The following is a 20,976-nucleotide window of genomic DNA, read 5'->3' as shown; positions in this document are numbered from 1 at the left end:
GGCGAAGCGGGGACGGAGAGGGGGACGACCTCTGTGATGTCAGAGCCGGTGAAGAATGAGGTGTTAGCAAGATAAACAGGCGGTCAGGAGCCTGGGACTAGTTCCCAGCCGTCCCGAAGACCCCTTTCCGTCCCGGCTTCGCCGGGCCACCTCTCCCCGCTGCGTGGGACGAGGAACCTAAACTCTGCGAAGGCAACCTTACTCCGCAGCCACCTTGGCCATCGGATTGTTGGGGTGCGTGGTCCAGTTGGCGTAGATCTGCGACACCGGCAAACCGGTGCGCTGGTCGAGCACGCCGGCGGCCAGCGGCTGCATGGTGATGCAGCCCTCCACCGGGCAGACATTGACACAGAGATTGCAGCCGACGCATTCGGCTTCGATCACCTCGAAATGCCTCACACCGTCGACCATGCTGGTGATCGCCTGGTGCGAGGTGTCCTCGCAAGCGATGTGGCAACGGCCGCATTTGATGCATGCGTCCTGGTCGATATGCGCCTTGGCGACATAGTTGAGGTTGAGATACTGCCAGTCGGTGACGTTGGGCGTGGCGCGGCCGATGATGTCGGAGAGCGATGCGTGGCCCTTCTCGTCCATCCAGTTCTCCAGCCCTGCGATCATCTCCTGCACGATCTTGAAGCCATAGGTCATCGCCGCCGTGCAGACCTGCACATTGCCGGCGCCGAGCGCCATGAATTCGGCGGCGTCGCGCCACGTGGTGATGCCGCCGATGCCGGAGATCGGCAGGCCGTGCGTTTCCGGATCGCGCGCGATCTCGGCCACCATGTTCATGGCGATCGGCTTCACCGCCGGGCCGCAATAGCCGCCATGCGAGCCCTTGCCGTCAATGGTCGGCTGCGGCGCGAAACTGTCGAGATCGACGCCGGTGATCGAGTTGATCGTGTTGATCAGCGACACCGCGTCGGTGCCGCCGGCATGCGCCGCCCGCGCCGGCTTGCGGATGTCGGTGATGTTGGGCGTCAGCTTGGTGATGACGGGCATGCGCGTGTACTGCTTGCACCAGCGCACCACCATTTCGATATATTCCGGCACCTGGCCGACCGCCGAGCCCATGCCGCGCTCGCTCATGCCGTGCGGGCAGCCGAAATTGAGCTCTATCCCGTCGGCGCCGGTCTCCTCGACCAGCGGCAGGATCGCCTTCCAGCTTTCCTCCACGCAGGGCACCATGATCGAGGCGATCAGCGCCCGGTCCGGCCAGTTCATCTTCACCTGCTTCATCTCGCGCAGATTGGTCTGCAGGTCGCGGTCGGTGATCAGTTCAATGTTGTTGAGGCCAAGCAACCGACGGTCGGCGCCCCAGATCGCGCCATAGCGCGGGCCGTTGACGTTGACGACCGGCGGGCCCTCTTCGCCCAGCGTCTTCCACACCACGCCGCCCCAGCCGGCCTTGAAAGCGCGCTCGACATTATAGGCCTTGTCGGTCGGCGGCGCCGAAGCCAGCCAGAACGGGTTTGGCGACTTGATGCCGATGAAATTGTTGCGGATGTCTGCCATGCTCATGCCCTCCCGTTAGAGGTCAGTGCCCGGTGGATGCTCTCGGCCGCGTCGCGCCCTTGCGCCACTGCCGAAACAGTCAAATCGTCGCCGCCGAAGATGCAGTCGCCGCCGGCCCAGACCTTGGCCAGCGAGGTGCGCCCTTCGGCATCGACCTTGATACGGCCGCCTTCGAGCTCGATCTGTTCCGCGCTGCCGTTGAGATGCGCCGGCACGAAGCTCTGGCCGATCGCCTTGAACACCTGATCGGCATTGAGCCGAAGCATTTCGCCGGTGCCGATAAGCTTGTCGCCGCTCATCGCAGTGTATTCGAGCTCGATGGCCGATACCTTGCCGTTCTCGGCAATGACGCGCTTCGGCTGCAGCCAATGGCGGATGGTGACGCCATTGGCGGCGGCCAGATCCTGCTCGAACTCCGACGCGTTCATGTGCTCCTGGCCGCGCCGGTAGCAGATCGTCACCTCTTCCGCGCCGAGCAGCTTCGACTGCACCGCGGCATCGATCGCCGTCATACCGCCGCCGATGACGACGACGCGCCGGCCGACCGGCAGGCTGGAGAGATCGCTCGCCTGGCGCAGTTCGGCGATGAATTCCACGGCGTTGGCGACGCCACCGGCATCCTCGCCCTCGGCGCGCAGCGCGTTGACGCCGCCAAGCCCCATCCCGAGGAAAACCGCATCATAGTTGCGGATCAGGTCGGCAAGTTGGAAGTCGCGGCCGAGCGCCTTGCCGTTCTGGATGTCGATGCCGCCGATCGAAGTCACGTAGTCGACCTCGGCCTGAGCGAAATCGTCGACGCTCTTATAGGCGGCGATGCCATATTCGTTGAGGCCGCCGGCCTTGGGCCGCGCCTCGAGGATGGTCACGTCATGGCCGTGGCGGGCAAGCCGATGCGCCGCCGCCAGCCCCGCCGGGCCGGCGCCGACCACGGCGATGCTCTTCCCGGTCGGCTCGGCGCGCTTGTAGAACTGCTTGCCCTCGCTCATCGCGACATCGGTGGCGTAACGCTGCAGGCGGCCGATCTGCACCGGCTTGCCTTCGGCCACCTCGCGCACGCAGGCCTCTTCGCACAGCGTCTCGGTCGGGCAGACGCGAGCGCACATGCCGCCGAGGATGTTCTGGTCGAAGATCGTCTTGGCCGAACCCAGGGGATTGCCCGTCGCGATCTGCCGGATGAACAGCGGGATGTCGATCGAAGTCGGGCATGCGTTCATGCACGGCGCGTCGTAGCAGAAATAACAGCGATCGGATTCTACCAGCGCCTCGTGGTGGTCGAGCGGCGGATGCAGGTCGGAAAAGTTGTCGGCATATTGCTCGGAAGACAGCCGGCCGCCGGCTATGCCCTCGATGAAATGACCAGTCGCCATTCCAGTTCCCCTTGTTGTCTTCCCCTTGTTGTCGTTTTGGGGAAGGCTAGCACGTTTTATTTTTTTATCAATTGGTCAATTTTCTGCCAAGTCGCTGTATTGGTTCAGTAAAACATGACAAATTAAGTCATGTTACGACCACCTCGAAAACCCTCCGCGGTGTCGTGGCTTGTGATCCTGCGGCCGTGGATCGACCGAATCTCGTCCGCCACCAGCTCCTGCAGCCGCCACAGATTGCGGTCATGGATGCCGAAGGTCTCGAGATGGCTGACGGTGTTGTAGAGATATTCGGCGCCGGAGCCGACATGGCCGCAGGCACGTGCCAGCACCCATGCCACTTTCTCCAGCGGCTGCCCGAGAGACGTCCCCCTGCCTGTCACGCCGACCCAGAAGCCCAGCGCCCGCAGCCGGCCTTGCGCCGTGCGCACCGGAACCCATCTGACGGAGGCAACGGCCTCGTGATCGTCGATCTCGCGTCGCAACAACCTTTCGATCTGGGCGGCCTTGTCACCGTCCGGCAAGCGGTAGATCACGCCGTCGCAGCGTCCGCCGCGTTCGAGCGCCATCATCAGTCCGGGCTGCTCGGCGCTGCCTCTCCAGCGCACGAGATCCAGGCAGAAGGAGCGATGCCACCCATGCGCCGAAGCGCGCTGCTGCTCGACCGACTCGAAGGCCGGTTTCCAGATCAGCGAACCGTAGGCGAAAACCCAAAGCGGTCCCGCGTCGGCTTCGCCGGCGAGGCGCGTGGCAAGCGCGCGGAAATCGTCGTCGCTGAGCTGGCTCCACTCCCCGCTGGGACCGGGGTCGATCTCCTCCCGGTGGCACAGAGCGACAAGCTCGGGCGTGAGCGACATCTGGCGCATGGAAAAACGCGAACCCCTCTTTGAAGGCAGCAAAGTCGAAAAGCGCCGGATACGCAAGATCATTGGCCTGATGCACCGCACAGAAGTGTGCAGCGGTTCTGGGACAACGACTGCATCAAAACAAAGACTTAAAGCGCGCCGCTTGAATCCGTTTCAGCGCGACGCGCTTTAGGGTGTGTTGAGATTCAGGGTCAGGCCAAGCCGAAAATGGTGGCTTTCGAGAACCGGAGCGGAGCGGACATTCGGGTCCGTGAGCACCGGAAGCGCAGAAAACCATCATTTGCAGGCTGGCCTGACCTGAATCTCAACACACCCTAAGCCGCTTGCCGTCCTCGAATTCTGGCCCAGATGTCGGATTTCTGGCGCCAGGATCGTCCTAGGATGGATCGAACCGCGATCGCTGCCCGAACCGTGAGGAGACCGACCATGCCGAAATCCCCGCAGCCTTTCTTCTGGTACGAGTTGATGACCACCGACCTCGACGCCGCCGAGGCTTTTTACACCGCCGTTGTCGGCTGGAAAGCCGAACCCTTCGACAAGGCGCCCGGCATGCCCCGCTACATCGTGGTGAATTCCAGCGTACGCGGCGTCGGCGGGCTGATGACGATGCCGGAGGAGCCCGCCAAGATGGGCATGCCGCCGGCCTGGATGGGCTACATCTACACCAAGGACGTCGACGCCTCGACGCAAGCGCTCAAGGACGCCGGCGGTGCGGTCCATCGCGCGCCGGACGACATTCCGGGCGTCGGCCGCTTCGCCGTCGTCGCCGATCCGCAAGGAGCTTCCTTCATGTTCTTGCAGCCCAACCAGCCGGAGCAGCCGCCGGTGCCGGCGACCACGCCCGGCCATGTCGGCTGGCATGAGCTCTACACTTCGGACTGGAAAGCCGCTTTCGATTTCTATTCCAGCCAGTTCGGCTGGGAGAGTGCCGGCCAGTTCGACATGGGCGAGATGGGTATCTACCAGACCTTCGGCGCCGGCCCCGAATCCGGCGGCGGCATCATGAACAAGCCGCCGCAGATCCCGGTTCCCATCTGGCAGTTCTATTTCAACGTCGACGCCATCGACGCCGCTGCCAAACGCGTCACCGACAATGGCGGCAAGGTCATCATGGGCCCGATGGACGTGCCGAGCGGTCAGTGGATCATCCAGTGCCAAGACCCGCAAGGCGCGCATTTCGCTTTGCTGGCGCCGGCACGGTAGCAGTGCCTACCTGACAGACTGGCGCCGGATCACTCCGGCGTCAGCACTGCTAGCTTCAGATCGGCCTTTTTCGCTCCGCTGAGCTGGACGATGGCCGCGCCGCCCTGGAGCTTGAAGCGCACGCTCTTGCGAATCCCCGGGCAGTTCTTGACGCCGCTGACAGCCGCCGATTTCACGGTCTTGCCGTCCTGCACGACATCGATCCAGGCCTCGTCGGACAGGCTGAACTGGATCTCGCCGTCAGGCGGCACGGTCACATTTGCCGTCGCGCCGAAGGTGCCGGCTTTCGGTGCACGGTCCGGCGGCACCTCAAAGCTCACCGTGTCGACAGCCGCGAGCGAGAAATCCACCGCTCGCCCGACCGTGAGGGTAGCGCCGGACTGGGCGGCTTGCGCTGCCGCAAACAGGGCCTGCTCGCGCGTGACCGGCCATTTGAAGGCATCGCAGCCGGTATCGGCGGCCGCGGCGAAGCTGGTGCCCGCAAGGATTGCGAATAGGCTGATGATGACGACTTTTTTCATGGTTGAGGGACCCGCCTGGTTTGATACTTCACCCTAGTAATACAACCATAAGAATACATATGCAACCATAACGAGAAGGATATGGGATTTGAAGCCATTTCCACTCACCGATTGTTGATGGCGGCCCATGCGATGTGAGTGGTCCATCGGCGGGCGACAAACTAAGGCCGAGGGGGGTAAAATGGAATTGAGATGAAGCTTTTCGAAAGCCTTGCCCAGTACCGTCCGCCAGCGCTGGGCGTGTTGCGCATCATAACCGCCTTGCAGTTCATCGAACATGGCTCGCAGAAGCTGTTCAACTTCCCGGTCAGCGCCGAGCCGCACACCCTCACCGGGCTGACGACGGCTGCCGGTATCCTCGAATTCGCCGGCGGCATCCTGTTGGCGCTTGGCCTCTTCACCCGCCCGGTCGCCTTCCTTCTGGCCGGCGAAATGGCCATCGCCTATTTCATGGCGCACTTTCCGCGAGACTTCTTCCCCGTCAACAACGGCGGCGACTCGGCGATCTCCTTCTGCTTCATCTTCCTCTACCTGATCTTCGCCGGGTCCGGCGCCTTCGCGCTGGATAACCGCCGCAGCGCCTGAGCATCCAAGGGTGCGCGCCTGGAGGCTTTTTGCTTTGACGCAATTCCGGACGGAAAACCGCTTCGCACTTTTCCTGGAATTGCTCTAGCCGCGCATCCGCTCGAAATTGGCATCGAAGAGCGGCGCCGCCTGGACGCGCGCCTTGTGGCGCTTGCCGAGGATCTCGATCTCGAAACCGTCCGGTCTGTCGGCGATCTCCTTCAGCACATAGCCCATGGCGACCGACGTCTTGGAATTGTGCGCGAAGCCGCCGGAGGTGACCCAGCCGCGTACGACGCCGTCATGCCAGATCGCCTCGTCGCCGATCACATCGGCATCGGCCTCGACGAGAAAGGCGCGCAGCCTGAGCTTGCCGCCTTGTTTGCGCTCGGCGAGCGCCGCTTGCTTGCCGATGAAATCGGCGTCCTTGCCATAGGCGACGAAGCGGTCGAGTCCGGCCTCGACCGCCCCGTAGATCGGCCGGTACTCCCGCGCCCATGAGCCGTAATTCTTTTCCAGCCTCAGTGCATTGAGCGCGCGCGAGCCGAACAGGCCGATCGAAAATTCCTCGCCCGCAGCCAGCAGCGTCTGGTAGGCGGCGCGCTGGTATTCCGGCGCCACCCAGATCTCATAGCCGAGGTCGCCGGTGTAGCTGACGCGGCCGACCAGGCATGGCGCCATGCCGATATCCATTCGCGCAACCGCCATGAAGGGGAAGGCCGCGCTGGAAACGTCGGCGCGGGTTACTTTGGCGAGCACCGCCCTCGCCTTCGGTCCGGCGATCGCAAGACCGGTGAGCTTCTGCCCCAGTGCCTCGATCCGCACCGAGCCGTCCTTGGGCAGATGCGCCTCGAACCAGCGCATATGATATTGCTCGGCGATACCTGAGCCGGCGATGAACCACTCTGCGTCGTCGATGTTGGCTAAAGTGAAATCGCCGATCAGCTTGCCGTCCTCCTTCAGCATCGGCGCTAGCGTCATGCGACCACGCTTGGGCAGCTTGCAGGCAAGTATCCGATCGAGCCAGGCGGCCGCGCCCTCGCCCGTCACCTTGTATTTGGCGAAGTTCGAAATCTCCGACAGGCCGACGCCGTTGCGTACCGACGCGACTTCCTTGGCGACATGGTCGAAGTCGGTCGAGCGCCGCCAGGAAAACTCGTCCTTGACGCCATCCGGCGCATACCAGAGCGGCACTTCCAAGCCGTACGACACGCCCCATTGCGCGCCCTTGGCGGCAAGCGTGTCATAGAGAGGCGTCGTCTTCAGCGGCCGCCCGGCCGGCAGTTCCTCATTGGGGAAGCGGATTGAAAAACGGCGCGAATAGTTCTCGCGCACCTTGGCGTTGGTGTAGGCCATCGTCGCCCAGTCGCCATAGCGCGCCACGTCCATCGCCCAGATGTCGGCGCCCGGATCGTCCTCGATCATCCAGTTGGAGAGCGCAAGCCCGACGCCGCCGCCCTGGCTGAAGCCTGCCATGACGCCGCAGGCGACCCAGAAGCCCGGCAGGCCGCGCACCGGACCGACCAGCGGATTGCCGTCAGGGGCGAAGGTGAAGGGGCCGTTGATGATCTGCTTGATGCCGGTTTTTTGGAAAGCGGGGAAATGGCGGAAGCCGACTTCCAGCGACGGCGCGATGCGGTCGATGTCCGGCTCCAAGAGTTCATGGCCGAAATTCCATGGCGTGGAAAATTCGGACCAGACCTTGTTCGCCTTCTCGTAAGTGCCCATGAGCATGCCGCCGCGCTCCTGGCGCAGATAGAGCTCGCCATCGAAATCGACCGCGTGGATGATCTCGGTGCCGGTCTTCTTGTTCCAGTCGGCGACCTCCGGCATGTCCTCGGTGATCAGGTACATGTGCTCCATGGCCAGCACCGGCAGCTCCAGGCCGACCATGCGGCCGACCTCGCGCGCCCACAGCCCGCCGGCATTGACGACATGCTCGGCAATGATATCGCCCTTGTTGGTGATGACCCGCCAGAGCCCGTCGGGACGGCGCACGATATCCTCGACCTTGGTGAAGCGCTCGACCTCGGCCCCCAGTTTCCGCGCCGCCTTGGCATAGGCATGCGTCACGCCGGAAGGATCGAGGTGACCGTCCTCCTTGTTGCGCACGGCGCCGACAAACTGGCTGGGATCGATGAGCGGCATCAATTCCGCCGCTTCCTTGGCCGAGATCACTTCGAGATCGATGCCGAGATAGCGGCCCTTGGACACCACGCCGCGCAACCAGTCGAGCCGCGCCTCGGTCGCCGCCAGAAGCACGCCGCCGGTGAGATGCACGCCCGTGGCCTGGCCGGAAAGCTCCTCGATCTCCTTGTAGAGCGAGATCGTGTATTTCTGCAGCTTGGCGACGTTGGGGTCGCCGTTGATAGTGTGCATGCCGCCGGCCGCGTGCCAGGTCGAACCGGAAGTCAGCTCGTCGCGCTCCAAAAGCACGACATCGGTCCAGCCATGGCGGGCAAGATGGAACAGCACCGAGCATCCGACGACACCGCCGCCGATGACCACGACCTTTGCATGCGACTTCATGGGTTCTTCTCGTTGGTTCAGTGAGTTGAGAGATTGAAATGAATCAGGATGGGAAGCTGTTTCCTCACGGCTCACCCTGCCCGATCGCTTCCTTGCGGCGCGCCATATAGGCTTCGAGCGCCTCGCGCACGGCGGGATCCATGGCCGGCTGGACATATTCCTCCAGCGCCTTCTTCCACAGCCGCGTCGCGCGCGCCGTCGTGTCGAGCGCGCCCGCCTCCTGCCAGGCCTCGTAATTCTGCCAGTTGGAAAGCATCGGCTGGTAGAAGGCGGTGGCGTAGCGCTCCAGCGTATGCGGCTCGCCGAAGAAATGGCCGCCGGTCGGCACCGCGCCCAGCGCCTCCACCGCAAGCTCCGCATCGTCGACCGCGATCGGCCGCAGGAATTCCATCATGTGTTGGATCATCTCGACATCGATGATGAGCTTTTCGAACGAGGCCGTCAGCCCACCCTCCTGCCAGCCGGCGGCATGATAGACGAGATTGCCGTGGCCGAGCACCGCGCCCCACAGCGCCATCATCGTCTCGTAGGCGCCCTGCGCATCGGCGGCGTTGGAGGCCGAGCCAGGCGTCGTGCGATACGGCAGATTGTAGCGCCGCGCCAACTGCCCGGAAGCGATGTTAGCCTTAGTGTTTTCCGGCGTGCCGAAGGCCGGCGCACCCGACTTCATGTCGACATTGGAGGTGAAGGCGCCATACATCACCGGCGCGCCCGGACGCACCAGCTGCGTCAGCACGATGCCGAACAGCGCCTCGGCGTTTTGCTGCGCCAGCGCGCCGGCCAGCGTCACCGGGCTCATCGCGCCCATCAGCGTGAACGGCGTCACCGCCACCGACTGGCCATATTCGGCCATGGTCATCAGCCCTTCGGCCATCATCTCGTCGAAGCGGCGCGGCGAGTTGACCGAAATGATGGTGGTGACGCCCGGATCCTGCGCCATCTCATCCAGCGTCAGTCCGCGCGCGATCGCCATCATCTCGATGCCGTCCAGCGCCCTGCCCCGCCCAATCGCCGAGACATGGAAGCATTTGTCGGTCAATGTCAGGTTGGCGAAATAGGTGTCCATGTGTCTTGTGTTCGCCGGCAGCTCGATCGGCGCGCAGACCTGGTTGCCCAGCATGTGGATGCAATTGAAATGCTGCGCCAGCCGCACAAGGTCCGAATAATCCGCAAGGTTGCCGGCGCGGCGGCCGCGCTCCATGTCGTGCACATTCGGCGGCCCGGCGACCAGCGTGAAATTGATGGTGCTGCCGCCAAGATGGATGGCTCGAGCGGGATTGCGCGGAGTAAGCGTGTAGCTGCTGCGCGTCGACTTCAGCGCCTCCTCGACCATGCCGCGATCGATACGCACATTCATCGAGCCATGGTCGACCCTGGCGCCCGCGCGCTCGAGCAGCGACAGGGCGCGTGCGCTCATCACCTCGATGCCGAAATTCTCCAGGATGTGCATCGATGCCTGGTGGATGGCCTCGATCTGGTCGGCCGACAGCAGCTCCATCGGCGCATAGGGATTCTCCACCCGCCGCGCCGGCAGTTGCGGGATGGCGGCTGGTCCCCGGTTGCTGGTGCGCTCGGCGACGCGCTTGCGTCTTGGTTCGCTCATGCGCGCATCAGAGCGCCGGCATCACATGCGAGCTGTCAGGAATTCGCCATTTGCCGGCGTGATTTTAGCCAAGGCGGCATTTTTCAAAATCGAGGAAAAGAATAGCGACACGAGCAGTCGAAATATCGATACTCAGCTTTTCGCACCTCCCACCCCGCGTTAAGGAAGCGCGCAACACTCCTTTTATGATTTCGGCCTATTCGTCTTCTAATGTGTAGGTCGAGTTTTAGTAAAATTGTCGCTGTTCCCGTGCTGCTGGCGCTTTCGGCATGCGCGACGGCGCCCAGCCACATCAACAATGTCTGCGCCGTCTTCGACCAGAATGACGGCTGGTTCGACAACTGGCAATCCGCCGCCGAGCGGACCGAGCAGAAATACGGCATTCCCGTTCCCGTGCTGATGGCGACGGTGCGCAAGGAATCCGGCTTCAAGAGCAATGCCCGCCCGCCGCGCACCAAGCTGCTCGGCTTCATCCCGTGGACGCATGTCTCGAGCGCCACCGGCTACTCGCAGGCGCTGGACGGTACATGGTCGCAATATCAAAGCGAGACCGGCAACTGGGCGGCGCGCCGCACGCGCTTTGCCGACGCCATCGATTTCGTTGGCTGGTACCACTCCAAGACCGCCGACACTTTCGGTGTCGCCCGCAACGACACCTACAACCTCTATCTGGCCTACTATCTCGGCTGGACAGCCTATGGCCGCGGCAACCGCGGCGACGCCGGCGTTCAAAGCTACGCGCGCGCCACCGACCAGATGGCCCGCGACTACCAGGCGCAGCTACGGCAATGCGGCAGCTGACAACCGTCCCCGGGTTAGTGCCGCCTTGTCGTGTCCTTCGGCCTTGAGACACCGGTTTCCGAATCCTCATCGCGCACTTCGTGGCGACGGGCTTTGAGCACCTCGTCGTTGTCCTCGACGCCTTTTCCGATCGCGTCGGCCTCCGCGCTGGCGTTTTTGCCGTCAGGACGCTGCGGCGGCGAACCAGCAAAGCCTGGCCCCTCGCCCTGCGGCGCATCATCCGGCACGCCTTCACGCGCGGCATGTTCCTTGTCGAACCTGATGACCGGCTCCATCCTGGCCAGCACGTCATCCGAAAGCCAGCACAGGCTCGTATGGCCGCCGCCGAGATTCTTCACCGGCGGCACTTTCGTCTCGCACAGATTGTCGGGGACCAGCTTCTTGTAGCCGCATCGCGTCTGGAACGGGCAGCCGGTCGGCGGGTTCATTGCCGAGGGAATGTCACCTTCCAGCACGATATGTTTCTTGACCACGCTGGTGTCGGCGATCGGGATGGCCGACAGCAGCGCCTCGGTATAGGGATGGTAAGGCGGCGAGAAGATCTGGTCGGTCGTGCCTTGCTCGACGATATAGCCGAGATACATGACGACGACGCGGTCGGCGATGTAGCGCACCACCGACAGATCGTGGCTGATGAACAGCATCGTCGTCTTGTTCTTGCGCTGGATATCCATCAACAGCTCGGTCACCGCCGCCTGCACCGAGACGTCGAGCGCCGAGACCGGCTCGTCGGCCACCACCACCTTGGCGTCGCCGGCAAAGGCCCGCGCGACGCCGATGCGCTGCTTCTGGCCACCCGATAGCTGGCGCGGCTTGCGGGTCTCGAAGGCGCGCGGCAGCTTCACCAGGTCGAGCAGTTCCAGCATGCGCTGGCGCCGCTCTGCGACATTCTTGCCGACATTGAACTTCTCCAGCGTGCGGATGATCTGCGAGCCGACCGTGTGGCTGGGGTTCAGCGTGTCGAACGGGTTCTGGAACACCATCTGGATCGACGACACCGTATCGACGCCGCGTTTCTCGATGCCTGTCGACTGGATCTCCTTATTGGCCAAAGTCACCGTGCCGGAGCTGGCGGTCTCGAGACCCAGCAGCACCTTGGCCAGCGTCGACTTTCCGCAGCCGGACTCGCCGACGATCGCCACCGTCTCGGATTCGCGCGCGGTGAACGAAATCGTCTCATTGGCCTTGACGACACGACCTTCGCTGGAGCCGAACACCTCGCTGCCGCCGACCTTGTAGTACTTCTTGAGATCCTGAATCTTCAGCACCGGCGCGCCGGGCTCGACCTTTTCGTTGACCTTCTTGGCCCCGGGCGGCAGCGCCTCCCAGTCGATCTCGTTGAAGCGCACGCAGCGCGAGAAATGCCCCTCATGGCCCTCGACCGGGATCATCGGGATTTCCGCCGCATTGCAGACGCCCTCGACGAAATGGTGGCAGCGCGGCCCGAAATTGCAGCCCTTCGGCCGCTCATGCGGCAGCGGCAACTGGCCGGGAATGGAGATCAGCGGCCGTGAATTCTTGTCGGCGCCCGGCAGCGGGATCGAACGGAACAGCCCTTGCGTGTAGGGATGGCGCATCCGGTCGAACACGTCCTCGATCTTGCCGGTCTCGACCGCCTCGCCGGAATACATCACCGTGATCTTGTCGCAGGTCTCGAGAATGAGGCCGAGATTGTGCGACACGAAGATCATCGAGGTGCCGAACTTCTCGCCCAGACCTTTGACCAGCTCGACGATGCCGGCCTCGACGGTGACGTCGAGCGCGGTGGTCGGCTCGTCGAGCAGAAGCAGCGCAGGTTTCGACAGCAGCGCCATGGCGATCACGATGCGCTGCTGCTGCCCGCCGGAAAGCTGGTGCGGATAGGAGCGCATCATGCGCTCCGGGTCGGGCAGCTTCACCGCCCGCACCATCTCCAGCGCGCGGTTGTACGCCTCTTCCTTCGACACCTTGTCGTGGATCAGCGGCACTTCCATCAGCTGCTGGCCTATCTTCATCGCCGGGTTAAGGCTCGCCATCGGCTCCTGGTAGATCATGGCGATCTTGTTGCCGCGGATCGAGCGCAGCTCATCCTCGGAGAGCTCACCCATGTCCTTGCCCTGAAACTTGATCTTGCCGCCGACGATCTTCCCGATATTGGAGAGGTCGCGCATGATGCCGAGCGACACGGTCGACTTGCCGCAGCCGGACTCGCCGACGATGCCCATCGCCTCGCCGGGCATGACCGTGCAGGAAAAATCCATCACGGCCGGGATCTCGCCCTTGCGGGTGAAGAAGGAGATCGAGAGGTTCTCGATCTCGATGATTGGTTGAGCCGGATTTCGAACTGCCTCGTTCATGGGTCGCTCCAATCCTAAATTGTTTCAGCAGGTAGGGCCTGAACCCCCGCCATCAATCCTTCATCGACTGTTCGCGCAGCGAGTCCGCCAAAAGGTTCAGCCCCAGCACGAACGACATCAGCGCGATCGTGGGCGGCAGCGCGGGGTGGATGAAGGACCGCAATAGCCGGCTGGCGTCCTTGATCGCGGTGCCCCAATCGGGGCTCTCCGGCGCCAGGCCCAGGCCGAAATAGCCGAGCGTTCCGAGCAGGATAGTCGTGTAGCCGATGCGCAGACAGGCATCGACGATCAGCGGACCGCGCGCATTGGGCAGGATCTCCCACAACATGATGTACCAGGGCGATTCACCGCGCGTCTGCGCCGCCGCCACATAATCGCGCGTCTTGATGTCCATGGTCAGCCCGCGCACGATGCGGAACACGCCGGGGCTGGAGGCGAACACCACCGCCACGAAGATGTTGAGCTGGTTGGGATCGATGTGCACGATGTGCAGCGGGTCCTTGTCGAAGACCAGGCCCGCATAAATCCAGCCGCCTAAGACCAGCGTAATGCCGAGTAGGATATAGAGCCGGTCCGGCCGTTTCTTGTAGCGCGTCCAGAACAGCACGCAGAAGAAGATGATCGGGAACAGGAAGAACAATCCCGCCATGCCATAGGGGATCGGCGTGTCCATGATGCCCGGCGTCACCAGCAGATAGAACAAAAGAATGACCGGGAAGGCCAGCACCAGATTGGCAAGGAACGACAAGAGCGTGTCGATCTTGCCGCCATAATAACCGGCCGGCAGGCCGAGCGTGATGCCGACCATCAGCGCGAAACCGGTGGCGGCCGGCGCGATGATCAGCACGATCTGGCTGCCATAGACCATGCGCGAGAACACGTCGCGGGCGAGCTTGTCGCCGCCGAAATAATAGACGAGCTTCGACGCCGGCTCGATCGCGCCGGGCAGCGTGTCCTTCATCACCGAGACCTGCGCCAGCGGATCGAAGGGCGAGATGGTGGAGGCGAAGATCGCCGTGAACAGCCAGAACAGGCAGATGAAGACGCCGGCAATACCGACGCCGCTGTCGAAGAGCTGGCCGTAGAGCCCGAGCCGCTTCTTGTAGGCAAAGCTGGCGCCCATCACCAGGATGAGCGCGACCCACACCGGCCAGAACCGCCAGAGCACACCGAGAACCACGTCGAAGGCGCTGATATATTCGGTTTGCATCGGCGCTGCCCTCTACTGAACCCTGATACGCGGATTGAGAAACGCGTAGCCGACGTCGGAAATCAGCTGCGTGATCAGCACGATGAACACCGAGACCAGCGAGCAGCCTAGCAGCAGGTCGATGTCGTTGTTGCCGGCCGCCTCGACCAGCGTGTAGCCGAACCCCTGGTAGCGGAACATCACCTCGACGATGACGACGCCGGTGAGCAGCCACGGAAACTGCAGCATGATGACGGTGAACGGCGCGATCAGCGCGTTGCGCAGCGCATGCTTGATCACCACGCTACTGAAGGACAGGCCCTTCAGCCGGGCGGTGCGGATATATTGCTGCGTCATCACCTCGACCATCGAGGCGCGTGTCATGCGTGCGATATAGCCGATGCCGTAGATCGCCAGCGTGATCACCGGCAGCGTGAAATTGTAGAAGGTGATGCCCTGGCTGGCGGACGCCGCCGAGCCGTTCAGCCAGCCGAGCCAGGACGCGAAGATGACGGTGAAGATGACACCCGACACATATTCGGGCGTGGCCGTCGAGGCGATCGAGGCCACTGACAGCACACGGTCGGTTCGCGAGCCTTCGCGCATGCCGGCGAGAATGCCGATCAAAAGCGAGATCGGCACCATCACCGCCAGCACCCAGAACATCAGCAATCCGGTGGCGCCCAGCGCGGGGAACAGCTTGGCCGCGACCGTCGTCTTGAACTTGGTCGAGCAGCCGAAATCGCCTTGCAGCACGCCGGAGAATTGCGGCTCGGTCGGATCATTGCAGAAGGAGAAGCGCTGCGTCGTCTTGCCGGTCGCCGGATCGGTGATCGGATGCTTCGGCAGGACGCCCAGCCACTGGCCGTAGCGCAGGAAGAAGTTCTGCCGGTAGCCATGGTTGACCAGCCAGCTTTCGAGCTGGTCGGCGGGCGTGTGCATCTCAGTCTGGCTGATCGCCAGTTTCTTCAGATTGGGCTCGAGATTGACGAGGAAGAAGACGACCAGCGTCAGGCACAGCATCGTGAGCAGTATCGTGCCGATGCGTCTGGCGATGAATGAGAACATGTGCCCCCCTGCCGGCCGGGTTGGGGTCAGATACGTTCAACCCTGTTTCGAAAGGCGGATGACGCCTCGCCACCGCTGCAGGATATGCAACGGCGACGAAGCTGCGAATACGAGGGGCCGCCGCCCCTCGTATTCATCGCGCCATGGATCATGCCTGCTCGAGCCAGACCTTGCCGAAGTCGTGCTCGTAGGTCGGGTGCATCGAGTGGTTCTTCACCTCGGGCTTGATATTGATGTAGAGCTTGCGCCAGTAAGGCTGGATGATGATGCCGGAATCCTGCAGGGTCTGCTCGATATCCTTCATCACAACCTTGCGCTTCTCTGCATCGGCGATGCCGAGCGCCTCGTTCACCTTCTTGTCGAAATCCGGATTGGCGTAAGCCGTCTCGTTCCACGCTTCGCCGCTGCGGTATGCGATGGCGATCACCTGGATGCCCAGCGGGCGCATGTTCCAGTTGGTTTCCGAGAAGGGATACTTCGTCCAGTCATTCCAGAAGGTCGAGCTTGGCAGCACGGTGCGCTTCACCTTGATGCCGGCTTCGCGCAGCTGGGCGGCGATCGCGTCCGTGGTGTTCTTGTGGTAGTCCTCGTCGTTGCTGATCAGCTCGTGCTCGAAATCGATCGCGCCGGCTTCCGTCAGCATCTGCTTGGCTTTGGCGATGTCGCGCTTGATCTCCGGCAGCTTGACATATTCCGGATGGATCGGCGCGACATGGTGGTTTTCGGCCGGGGTGCCGGCATTGCCGTAGCCGAGCTGCAGCACGGTGGCGTTGTCGACGGCAAGCAACATCGCCTGACGAACCTTCTGGTTGTCATAGGGCTTGTGCGTGACGTTGAAGCGCGACACCACGGTGGCCGCCGTCACGACTTCCGAGACCGGCGCGCCGACGTCGGCAATGATCTTGATATAGTCGGCGGTCGTTTCGTGGTTGGTGTGGACTTCGCCCGACTCGAAGGCCGAGACGGTCGCGGCCGGATCGGTGCCGTAGTCGATGAACTCCACGCCGTCGAGGAAGGCCTCGCCCTGCCACCACTTGCCGGTCGTGCGGCGCTTGTAGACCACCTTCTGGCCGACGTCGTAGGAGACGAGCTCGAACGGACCGGTGCCGATCGGGCAATTCTTGAAGTTCGCGCCCTTCTCGTCGAAGGTCTTGTGCACGACCAGCGCCGGATAGTCGCAAAGGTTCGGGATGATGGCGATGTCGGGCTTGGAAAGCTTCAGCTTGATCGTCATGTCGTCGACCTTGACGACGGAGCCTTCGCGCAGCTTCTTGGTCTTCTCGTCGACGAGGCTGCCGAGGCGGCCAGGCATAGAATTGCCTTCCGCGCCCTTGTCCGCCCAGCGGGTGAAATTGTAGATCACGTCGTCGGCGGTGAATTTGTCGCCATTGTTCCATTCGACGCCCGGCCGCACATGCAGCGTGTATTCGGTGGCGTCGTCATTGATGTCCCAGCTCGCCAGGAGGTAGGGCGCGAAGGTGTATTCCTTCGTGTATTTCACCAGCGGCTCGAGCGCCTGGCGCTCGGCATTGGAGATTTCGGACCAGTCGGCGGTGCGCGGATCCTTCGGATCCTTGATCGACATCGCGACCTTGAGCACGCCGCCCTTCTTGCCCTGCACGTCCTCGGCCCGGGCCGGGGTCGGCGCGGCGAGGCCGAGCATGCCATAGGCCATTGCCGTCGATGCGCCGAAGACGCTGGCCAAAGCCAGGAATTCGCGGCGGTCCACGCCGCCCGATTTGGCTTCTTCGGCCATTTTCAGGATGTGATCGGGAACGCGATCACCATTGCTCTTATAGATTGCCATGACTTACTCCCATTGTTGGCTTTCCGCCTTTTAACATTCCGCATCCAGACCGCGTTGTCAAAAGACGGTATGGAGCAGGAACATGCCAGGGAATGTGCATCTTTGGCTGCAACCCGGTTCGCGCGATAGCGACAGTCATGACGCAAATTTGTTATCGCGAGGCGGATTTCCCAAAAAATCGTCGCAGGCGATTAAATCAATACATGTTAACGGATAACGGCCCCACCCCGCGGCGGATAGTCCTCTGGGCAGCCAGAGAAGCACCGGGGCGGCCTCAATATTCGCGTTCGTAAAAGACGCCGCCCTTGGCTTCGCCGGCATCGTTGGCTTCGCCGCGCAGCTTCACGCCGCGACCGACATTGAGGTCGATCGTGGCCTTGCCCGAGCCCGGCTTGTCGCCCTTCTGTATGGTCACATAGGTGCGGTCGTTGAGGTATTTGCCGGCCGAAACCGCGGTGCCGCCCTTCTCGTCCGTCGTCACGTCGAGATCGTCGATGCCGATCGCGTTGCGCAGGTTGTCGAGCAGCGAAGTCGAGCCGCCGGCGCCTGCCAATTGAGCGGCAGCGTCGGCGAGCTGGGCGATCTGCAGCGGGGAAAGATTCGACATCGAACGGCCGAAGATCAGCTGTGCCAATACCTCATCCTCCGGCAGTGCCGGAACAGAAGAGAAGTTGAATTTCGGATTGGTCGCCTCGCCGGAAACCACGATTGTCACGGTGGCGCTGCTTGTTGTCGTGGTCGCGGTGAGATTGAGGTAAGGCACCAGCGATCCCTGGAACCCGACCGTACCGTCCGTGAATGTCAGCCGTTTGGCGAGGATCGTTAGCCGCCCGCGCTGCAAGGTGAAGGTGCCTACGGCCTGCGGTGACGACGCCGGGCCGGTTAGCTTGAGCGATCCGCCGAGCTCGGCGTCGACGCCCCTGCCCTGGATGAAAATCTGGTTGGGCGCATTCACTGTCAGGTCGAGGGTGAGCCCGCTGCCGCCATTGCTGCCGCTGGATGTCGCCGGGTGCAAGGCCTTGTCCTGCGCCCGCACGGCGCGAGGCGCATTCTTGTGCTTGACGTTGAGTTCCGAGAGCGACCCGGGCAGTTTGTCCGGAACGGTGATGACCGTCCTCGCCAGGTTGACGGTGCCGGCGATAACCGGCGCCGAGACGAGCGGCCCCTTGATGGTCAGGTCGCCGCCGAGATTGGCGGTCACCACCCGACCGTCGGTGTAGCGGCCATCGGTGAGCTTGATCGACAGGTCGGCCGGAAAGCCTTGCGCCGGCGTGATGCCTACCGTACCGCTCGCCGACAGGCTGCCGCGCGTCGAAAGCGTTCCGGTCAGGCGGTTGATCCTGGCGACGCCGCCGCCGATCGAAACGTCGGCGGCGATGTCGTTGACCGCCAGGCCGGAACGCGCATCGATAAGGCGCGCGCCCGATGTCGTCACTTTGCCGCTGATCACCGGCGCGGACGCAGGACCGCGCACCTGCAAATCGACATTGGCGGTGCCGTTGAGCGCCAGGCCCTGCACGGCAAGCTTGGCGGCTAGGAAGGAAAACGGCACCTTGCCCTTGAAGTCGAGCGCCAAGGTGGGCGTGCCTGCCGTCGTCACCGTGCCGCCGCCCTTGAGGCCGAGGCCGGCGCCATCGCTGATGTCGGCGTCGAAAGCGAGCTTGTTGCCGGCGAAGGTTCCCGACGACGATACATTCATGCCGCCGAGGCCGGCGCCGCGGGTCTGCGAGGTCTGCACGCCGGAAGCATCGATGTTGAAGGTGGCCGAGGGGGCCGCCGGCGCGCCGGTGACCTTGACCGTGCCCGAGACCGAGCCGGCCGCGTCGAGACCCGGCGAGAAACTGTTGGCGAGCGAGATCGGCACCCTCGCCAGATTGGCGTTGATGTCGAGCGCCTGCGCGACCTTGCCCGTCACCGTCGCCGTGCCGCCGCCGAGGTTCAGCACCAGCCGGTCTAGCGTCGTCACACCATTGGCGATGGTGATCGTCGAGGCCTGCGCGATCGTGGCCTTGACGCCCTGCACCGTCGCCTGGCCCGACGCGAGCTCGACGGTCGTCGTGCCGTTGGCGACCTTCACGCGGCCGGCGGCTTTGGCCGGAATATTCTTGACGGTGGCGCCGCCTGAAAAGCCGGTCCAGTCGCCGTCGCGCTTGAGGTCGACGTCGATGCCGGTGATGGCGGTTCCGCCGGAGGTCACGCTCTCGGCGCGCACCTTACCGGCGATAACGGGTGCTGCCATGTAGTTCGCGATCTGCGCGTCGATGGCGACATTCCTGGCGGAGAGATCGCCGCGCTTGATCTGCGAGGTGTTCGCCTTGACGGCGACATTGGGTCCGTTGGCTGCTTTGGTAAAAGCGATCGTGCCGCGCACATTGCCTTCGGCCTTTTCCAAGGCCAGCGCGGCCAGCGGCCCAAGATCGGGCAGGTCGAGCGAAACGGTGCCGACCGGCACGAAGGCGTCATCGAGCGCGAGATCGCCGGAAATCTTGTTCGGACCGAGCGACAGCAAAAGCCCGTTGATCGCGCGGCTGCCATTGGTCGTGGCGAGCACCGCGCTGCCTTGCAGATTCTGCCCGGCGACATTGCCGGTGAGCTCAACATTGGCCGCCGGATTGGCGGCATCGGCCTTGCCGCTGGCCTTGAGCTTCAGCCCGGTGATCTCGCGCGCCGCCACCGAAAGCCGGTCGCTGCTCACCGTCATCGACAGGTCCGGCGCAGTGACCGGGCCTTGCGCGTTCAAGGCAAAGGCGATGGCGCCCTTGGCGTCTTTCGACAGCCCCGAAACGTCGCTCAACGCGCCTCTGATCCCGGCGGCCAGCTTGCCGTCGGCAAGGCTCGCCTGCCCATCGGCGCTGAGCGCGCCCGAATTCAGCTTCAGCCCGTCGACATTCACATTACCATTGGCATCGCGCTTCAGCACGGCGCTCAACTCAGCCCTCTCGCCAAGCACACCGCGCACCGCCGCCGGCAAAGCGGAAGAAGCGACATCGGCCTTCATATTGAGGTCGACCGCGCCGTCACCGAGCGATATCCGGCCGGCGACCTGGCTGTTGAGCGCATCGCTCGTCAAGGAGCCGCTGTTGACGGCGACGGCATCGGTCGTCAGGCGCCCATTGACCTTGGCCGTGACCTTGCCGGCGATCAGCGGGGCGATCATCGGATTGTCGAGGCCGATCCTGTCCACCGACACCGTGCCGGAAACCTGACCTGCCCGCCCCTTGAGGTCGAAGGCATCCGAATGCAGCACCAGGGTGAGGCCGTCCACTGTCGCCTGGCTGGCGGCAATGGAAGGCAGGATTGCGGATACATCGAGCCGCGCTTGCGTGCTTTCGCCCGCTATCTTTGCCGACAAGGACCGGACCGCGATCTTGACCGGGCTCTCGGCGCTGCCGACCGTCAACGGCAGGCTGGCTCCGGACGAGGTAAGATCGAGGGAGAAATCACTGGCGCCGTTCGGGTTTAGGGTGCCGACGGCCTTGCCTGAAATCCCTTCACCCGAAAGCGTGGCGTGGTCCAGGGCGACGCCGCCCGCCTGCGTGTAGGTGCCGGCGGCGTCCAGATCCAGCGGCCCGAGCCCCGCCTGCCGGGTCTGGCTGGTCTCGCCGCCCGCCAC

Annotated in this window: 15 protein-coding genes; 4 read left to right on the top strand and 11 right to left on the bottom strand. The window is 63.4% G+C overall.

Annotated features, from left to right (window positions below; translation table 11 throughout):
- Positions 1 to 198 precede the first annotated feature (198 nt).
- From preA to LB528_RS29500, 3 genes are all read right to left on the bottom strand, one after another.
- Positions 199 to 1,512 carry an NAD-dependent dihydropyrimidine dehydrogenase subunit PreA gene (gene preA, locus LB528_RS29510; protein WP_224516388.1) on the bottom strand — a complete coding sequence of 438 codons (1,314 nt, stop codon included), beginning with the start codon at positions 1,510 to 1,512 and terminating at the stop codon, positions 199 to 201.
- Between the two features lie 2 nt (positions 1,513 to 1,514).
- Positions 1,515 to 2,879, bottom strand: a complete 1,365-nt coding sequence (locus tag LB528_RS29505; RefSeq protein ID WP_224516387.1) for an NAD(P)-dependent oxidoreductase — start codon at positions 2,877 to 2,879, stop codon at positions 1,515 to 1,517.
- Between the two features lie 122 nt (positions 2,880 to 3,001).
- Complete coding sequence (locus tag LB528_RS29500) at positions 3,002 to 3,742, bottom strand: gamma-glutamylcyclotransferase (protein ID WP_224717185.1); 741 nt, start codon at positions 3,740 to 3,742, stop codon at positions 3,002 to 3,004.
- On the opposite strand from LB528_RS29500, the gene LB528_RS29495 reads away from it, so the two are divergent.
- A complete protein-coding gene (locus LB528_RS29495) occupies positions 3,723 to 3,914 on the top strand; it encodes a hypothetical protein (protein ID WP_224717184.1) in 192 nt (63 codons plus the stop codon). The genes LB528_RS29500 and LB528_RS29495 overlap by 20 nt on opposite strands.
- Before the next feature lie 254 nt (positions 3,915 to 4,168).
- Positions 4,169 to 4,945: a VOC family protein gene (locus LB528_RS29490; protein WP_224717183.1), complete on the top strand. Its 777-nt coding sequence runs from the start codon at positions 4,169 to 4,171 to the stop codon at positions 4,943 to 4,945.
- Between the two features lie 29 nt (positions 4,946 to 4,974).
- On the opposite strand, the gene LB528_RS29485 is transcribed toward LB528_RS29490, so the two are convergent.
- Complete coding sequence (locus tag LB528_RS29485; RefSeq protein ID WP_224516384.1) at positions 4,975 to 5,466, bottom strand: hypothetical protein; 492 nt, start codon at positions 5,464 to 5,466, stop codon at positions 4,975 to 4,977.
- A 192-nt stretch (positions 5,467 to 5,658) separates the two neighbouring features.
- On the opposite strand from LB528_RS29485, the gene LB528_RS29480 reads away from it, so the two are divergent.
- The gene (locus tag LB528_RS29480; protein WP_224717182.1) at positions 5,659 to 6,051 is read left to right on the top strand and encodes a DoxX family protein; all 393 of its coding nucleotides are present in this window, start codon (positions 5,659 to 5,661) and stop codon (positions 6,049 to 6,051) included.
- A gap of 84 nt (positions 6,052 to 6,135) precedes the next feature.
- Here the strand turns inward: LB528_RS29480 and LB528_RS29475 are convergent, their stop codons facing one another.
- Complete coding sequence (locus LB528_RS29475; protein ID WP_224717181.1) at positions 6,136 to 8,559, bottom strand: FAD-dependent oxidoreductase; 2,424 nt, start codon at positions 8,557 to 8,559, stop codon at positions 6,136 to 6,138.
- A gap of 64 nt (positions 8,560 to 8,623) precedes the next feature.
- Positions 8,624 to 10,162, bottom strand: a complete 1,539-nt coding sequence (locus LB528_RS29470; RefSeq protein WP_224717180.1) for a trimethylamine methyltransferase family protein — start codon at positions 10,160 to 10,162, stop codon at positions 8,624 to 8,626.
- Positions 10,163 to 10,372: 210 nt separating this feature from the next.
- Between LB528_RS29470 and LB528_RS29465 the strand changes: the two genes are divergently transcribed.
- Complete coding sequence (locus LB528_RS29465; protein ID WP_224717179.1) at positions 10,373 to 10,963, top strand: transglycosylase SLT domain-containing protein; 591 nt, start codon at positions 10,373 to 10,375, stop codon at positions 10,961 to 10,963.
- 14 nt (positions 10,964 to 10,977) lie between these two features.
- Here the strand turns inward: LB528_RS29465 and LB528_RS29460 are convergent, their stop codons facing one another.
- The 5 genes from LB528_RS29460 to LB528_RS29440 all read right to left on the bottom strand — a co-directional run.
- Positions 10,978 to 13,299 carry an ABC transporter ATP-binding protein gene (locus LB528_RS29460; RefSeq protein ID WP_224516379.1) on the bottom strand — a complete coding sequence of 774 codons (2,322 nt, stop codon included), beginning with the start codon at positions 13,297 to 13,299 and terminating at the stop codon, positions 10,978 to 10,980.
- A gap of 52 nt (positions 13,300 to 13,351) precedes the next feature.
- On the bottom strand, positions 13,352 to 14,509 hold the full coding sequence (locus tag LB528_RS29455; RefSeq protein ID WP_224516378.1) for an ABC transporter permease: 1,158 nt from the start codon (positions 14,507 to 14,509) through the stop codon (positions 13,352 to 13,354).
- A 12-nt stretch (positions 14,510 to 14,521) separates the two neighbouring features.
- Entirely contained in the window at positions 14,522 to 15,556 is a 1,035-nt protein-coding gene (locus tag LB528_RS29450; protein ID WP_040984157.1) for an ABC transporter permease, read from the bottom strand.
- A gap of 148 nt (positions 15,557 to 15,704) precedes the next feature.
- Positions 15,705 to 17,363 carry an ABC transporter substrate-binding protein gene (locus tag LB528_RS29445; protein WP_224717178.1) on the bottom strand — a complete coding sequence of 553 codons (1,659 nt, stop codon included), beginning with the start codon at positions 17,361 to 17,363 and terminating at the stop codon, positions 15,705 to 15,707.
- 274 nt (positions 17,364 to 17,637) lie between these two features.
- Positions 17,638 to 20,976: translocation/assembly module TamB domain-containing protein (locus tag LB528_RS29440; RefSeq protein ID WP_224717177.1), on the bottom strand; the 3,339-nt coding region annotated here is incomplete at its 5' end.

It is taken from the genome of Mesorhizobium sp. CA4, assembly GCF_020165075.1.
Lineage (GTDB): Bacteria > Pseudomonadota > Alphaproteobacteria > Rhizobiales > Rhizobiaceae > Mesorhizobium.
Note: the sequence above shows the minus strand (reverse complement) of the source record. Positions and strands in the feature narration are given on the sequence as shown.

Bases quoted from the DNA above. Each gene is read 5' to 3' on its own strand.
- preA (WP_224516388.1), bottom strand. From the start codon at position 1,512: ATGGCAGACATCCGCAACAATTTCATCGGCATCAAGTCGCCAAACCCG.
- LB528_RS29505 (WP_224516387.1), bottom strand. From the start codon at position 2,879: ATGGCGACTGGTCATTTCATCGAGGGCATAGCCGGCGGCCGGCTGTCT.
- LB528_RS29500 (WP_224717185.1), bottom strand. From the start codon at position 3,742: ATGCGCCAGATGTCGCTCACGCCCGAGCTTGTCGCTCTGTGCCACCGG.
- LB528_RS29490 (WP_224717183.1), top strand. From the start codon at position 4,169: ATGCCGAAATCCCCGCAGCCTTTCTTCTGGTACGAGTTGATGACCACC.
- LB528_RS29485 (WP_224516384.1), bottom strand. From the start codon at position 5,466: ATGAAAAAAGTCGTCATCATCAGCCTATTCGCAATCCTTGCGGGCACC.
- LB528_RS29480 (WP_224717182.1), top strand. From the start codon at position 5,659: ATGAAGCTTTTCGAAAGCCTTGCCCAGTACCGTCCGCCAGCGCTGGGC.
- LB528_RS29475 (WP_224717181.1), bottom strand. From the start codon at position 8,559: ATGAAGTCGCATGCAAAGGTCGTGGTCATCGGCGGCGGTGTCGTCGGA.
- LB528_RS29470 (WP_224717180.1), bottom strand. From the start codon at position 10,162: ATGAGCGAACCAAGACGCAAGCGCGTCGCCGAGCGCACCAGCAACCGG.
- LB528_RS29465 (WP_224717179.1), top strand. From the start codon at position 10,373: ATGTGTAGGTCGAGTTTTAGTAAAATTGTCGCTGTTCCCGTGCTGCTG.
- LB528_RS29460 (WP_224516379.1), bottom strand. From the start codon at position 13,299: ATGAACGAGGCAGTTCGAAATCCGGCTCAACCAATCATCGAGATCGAG.
- LB528_RS29455 (WP_224516378.1), bottom strand. From the start codon at position 14,509: ATGCAAACCGAATATATCAGCGCCTTCGACGTGGTTCTCGGTGTGCTC.
- LB528_RS29450 (WP_040984157.1), bottom strand. From the start codon at position 15,556: ATGTTCTCATTCATCGCCAGACGCATCGGCACGATACTGCTCACGATG.
- LB528_RS29445 (WP_224717178.1), bottom strand. From the start codon at position 17,363: ATGGCAATCTATAAGAGCAATGGTGATCGCGTTCCCGATCACATCCTG.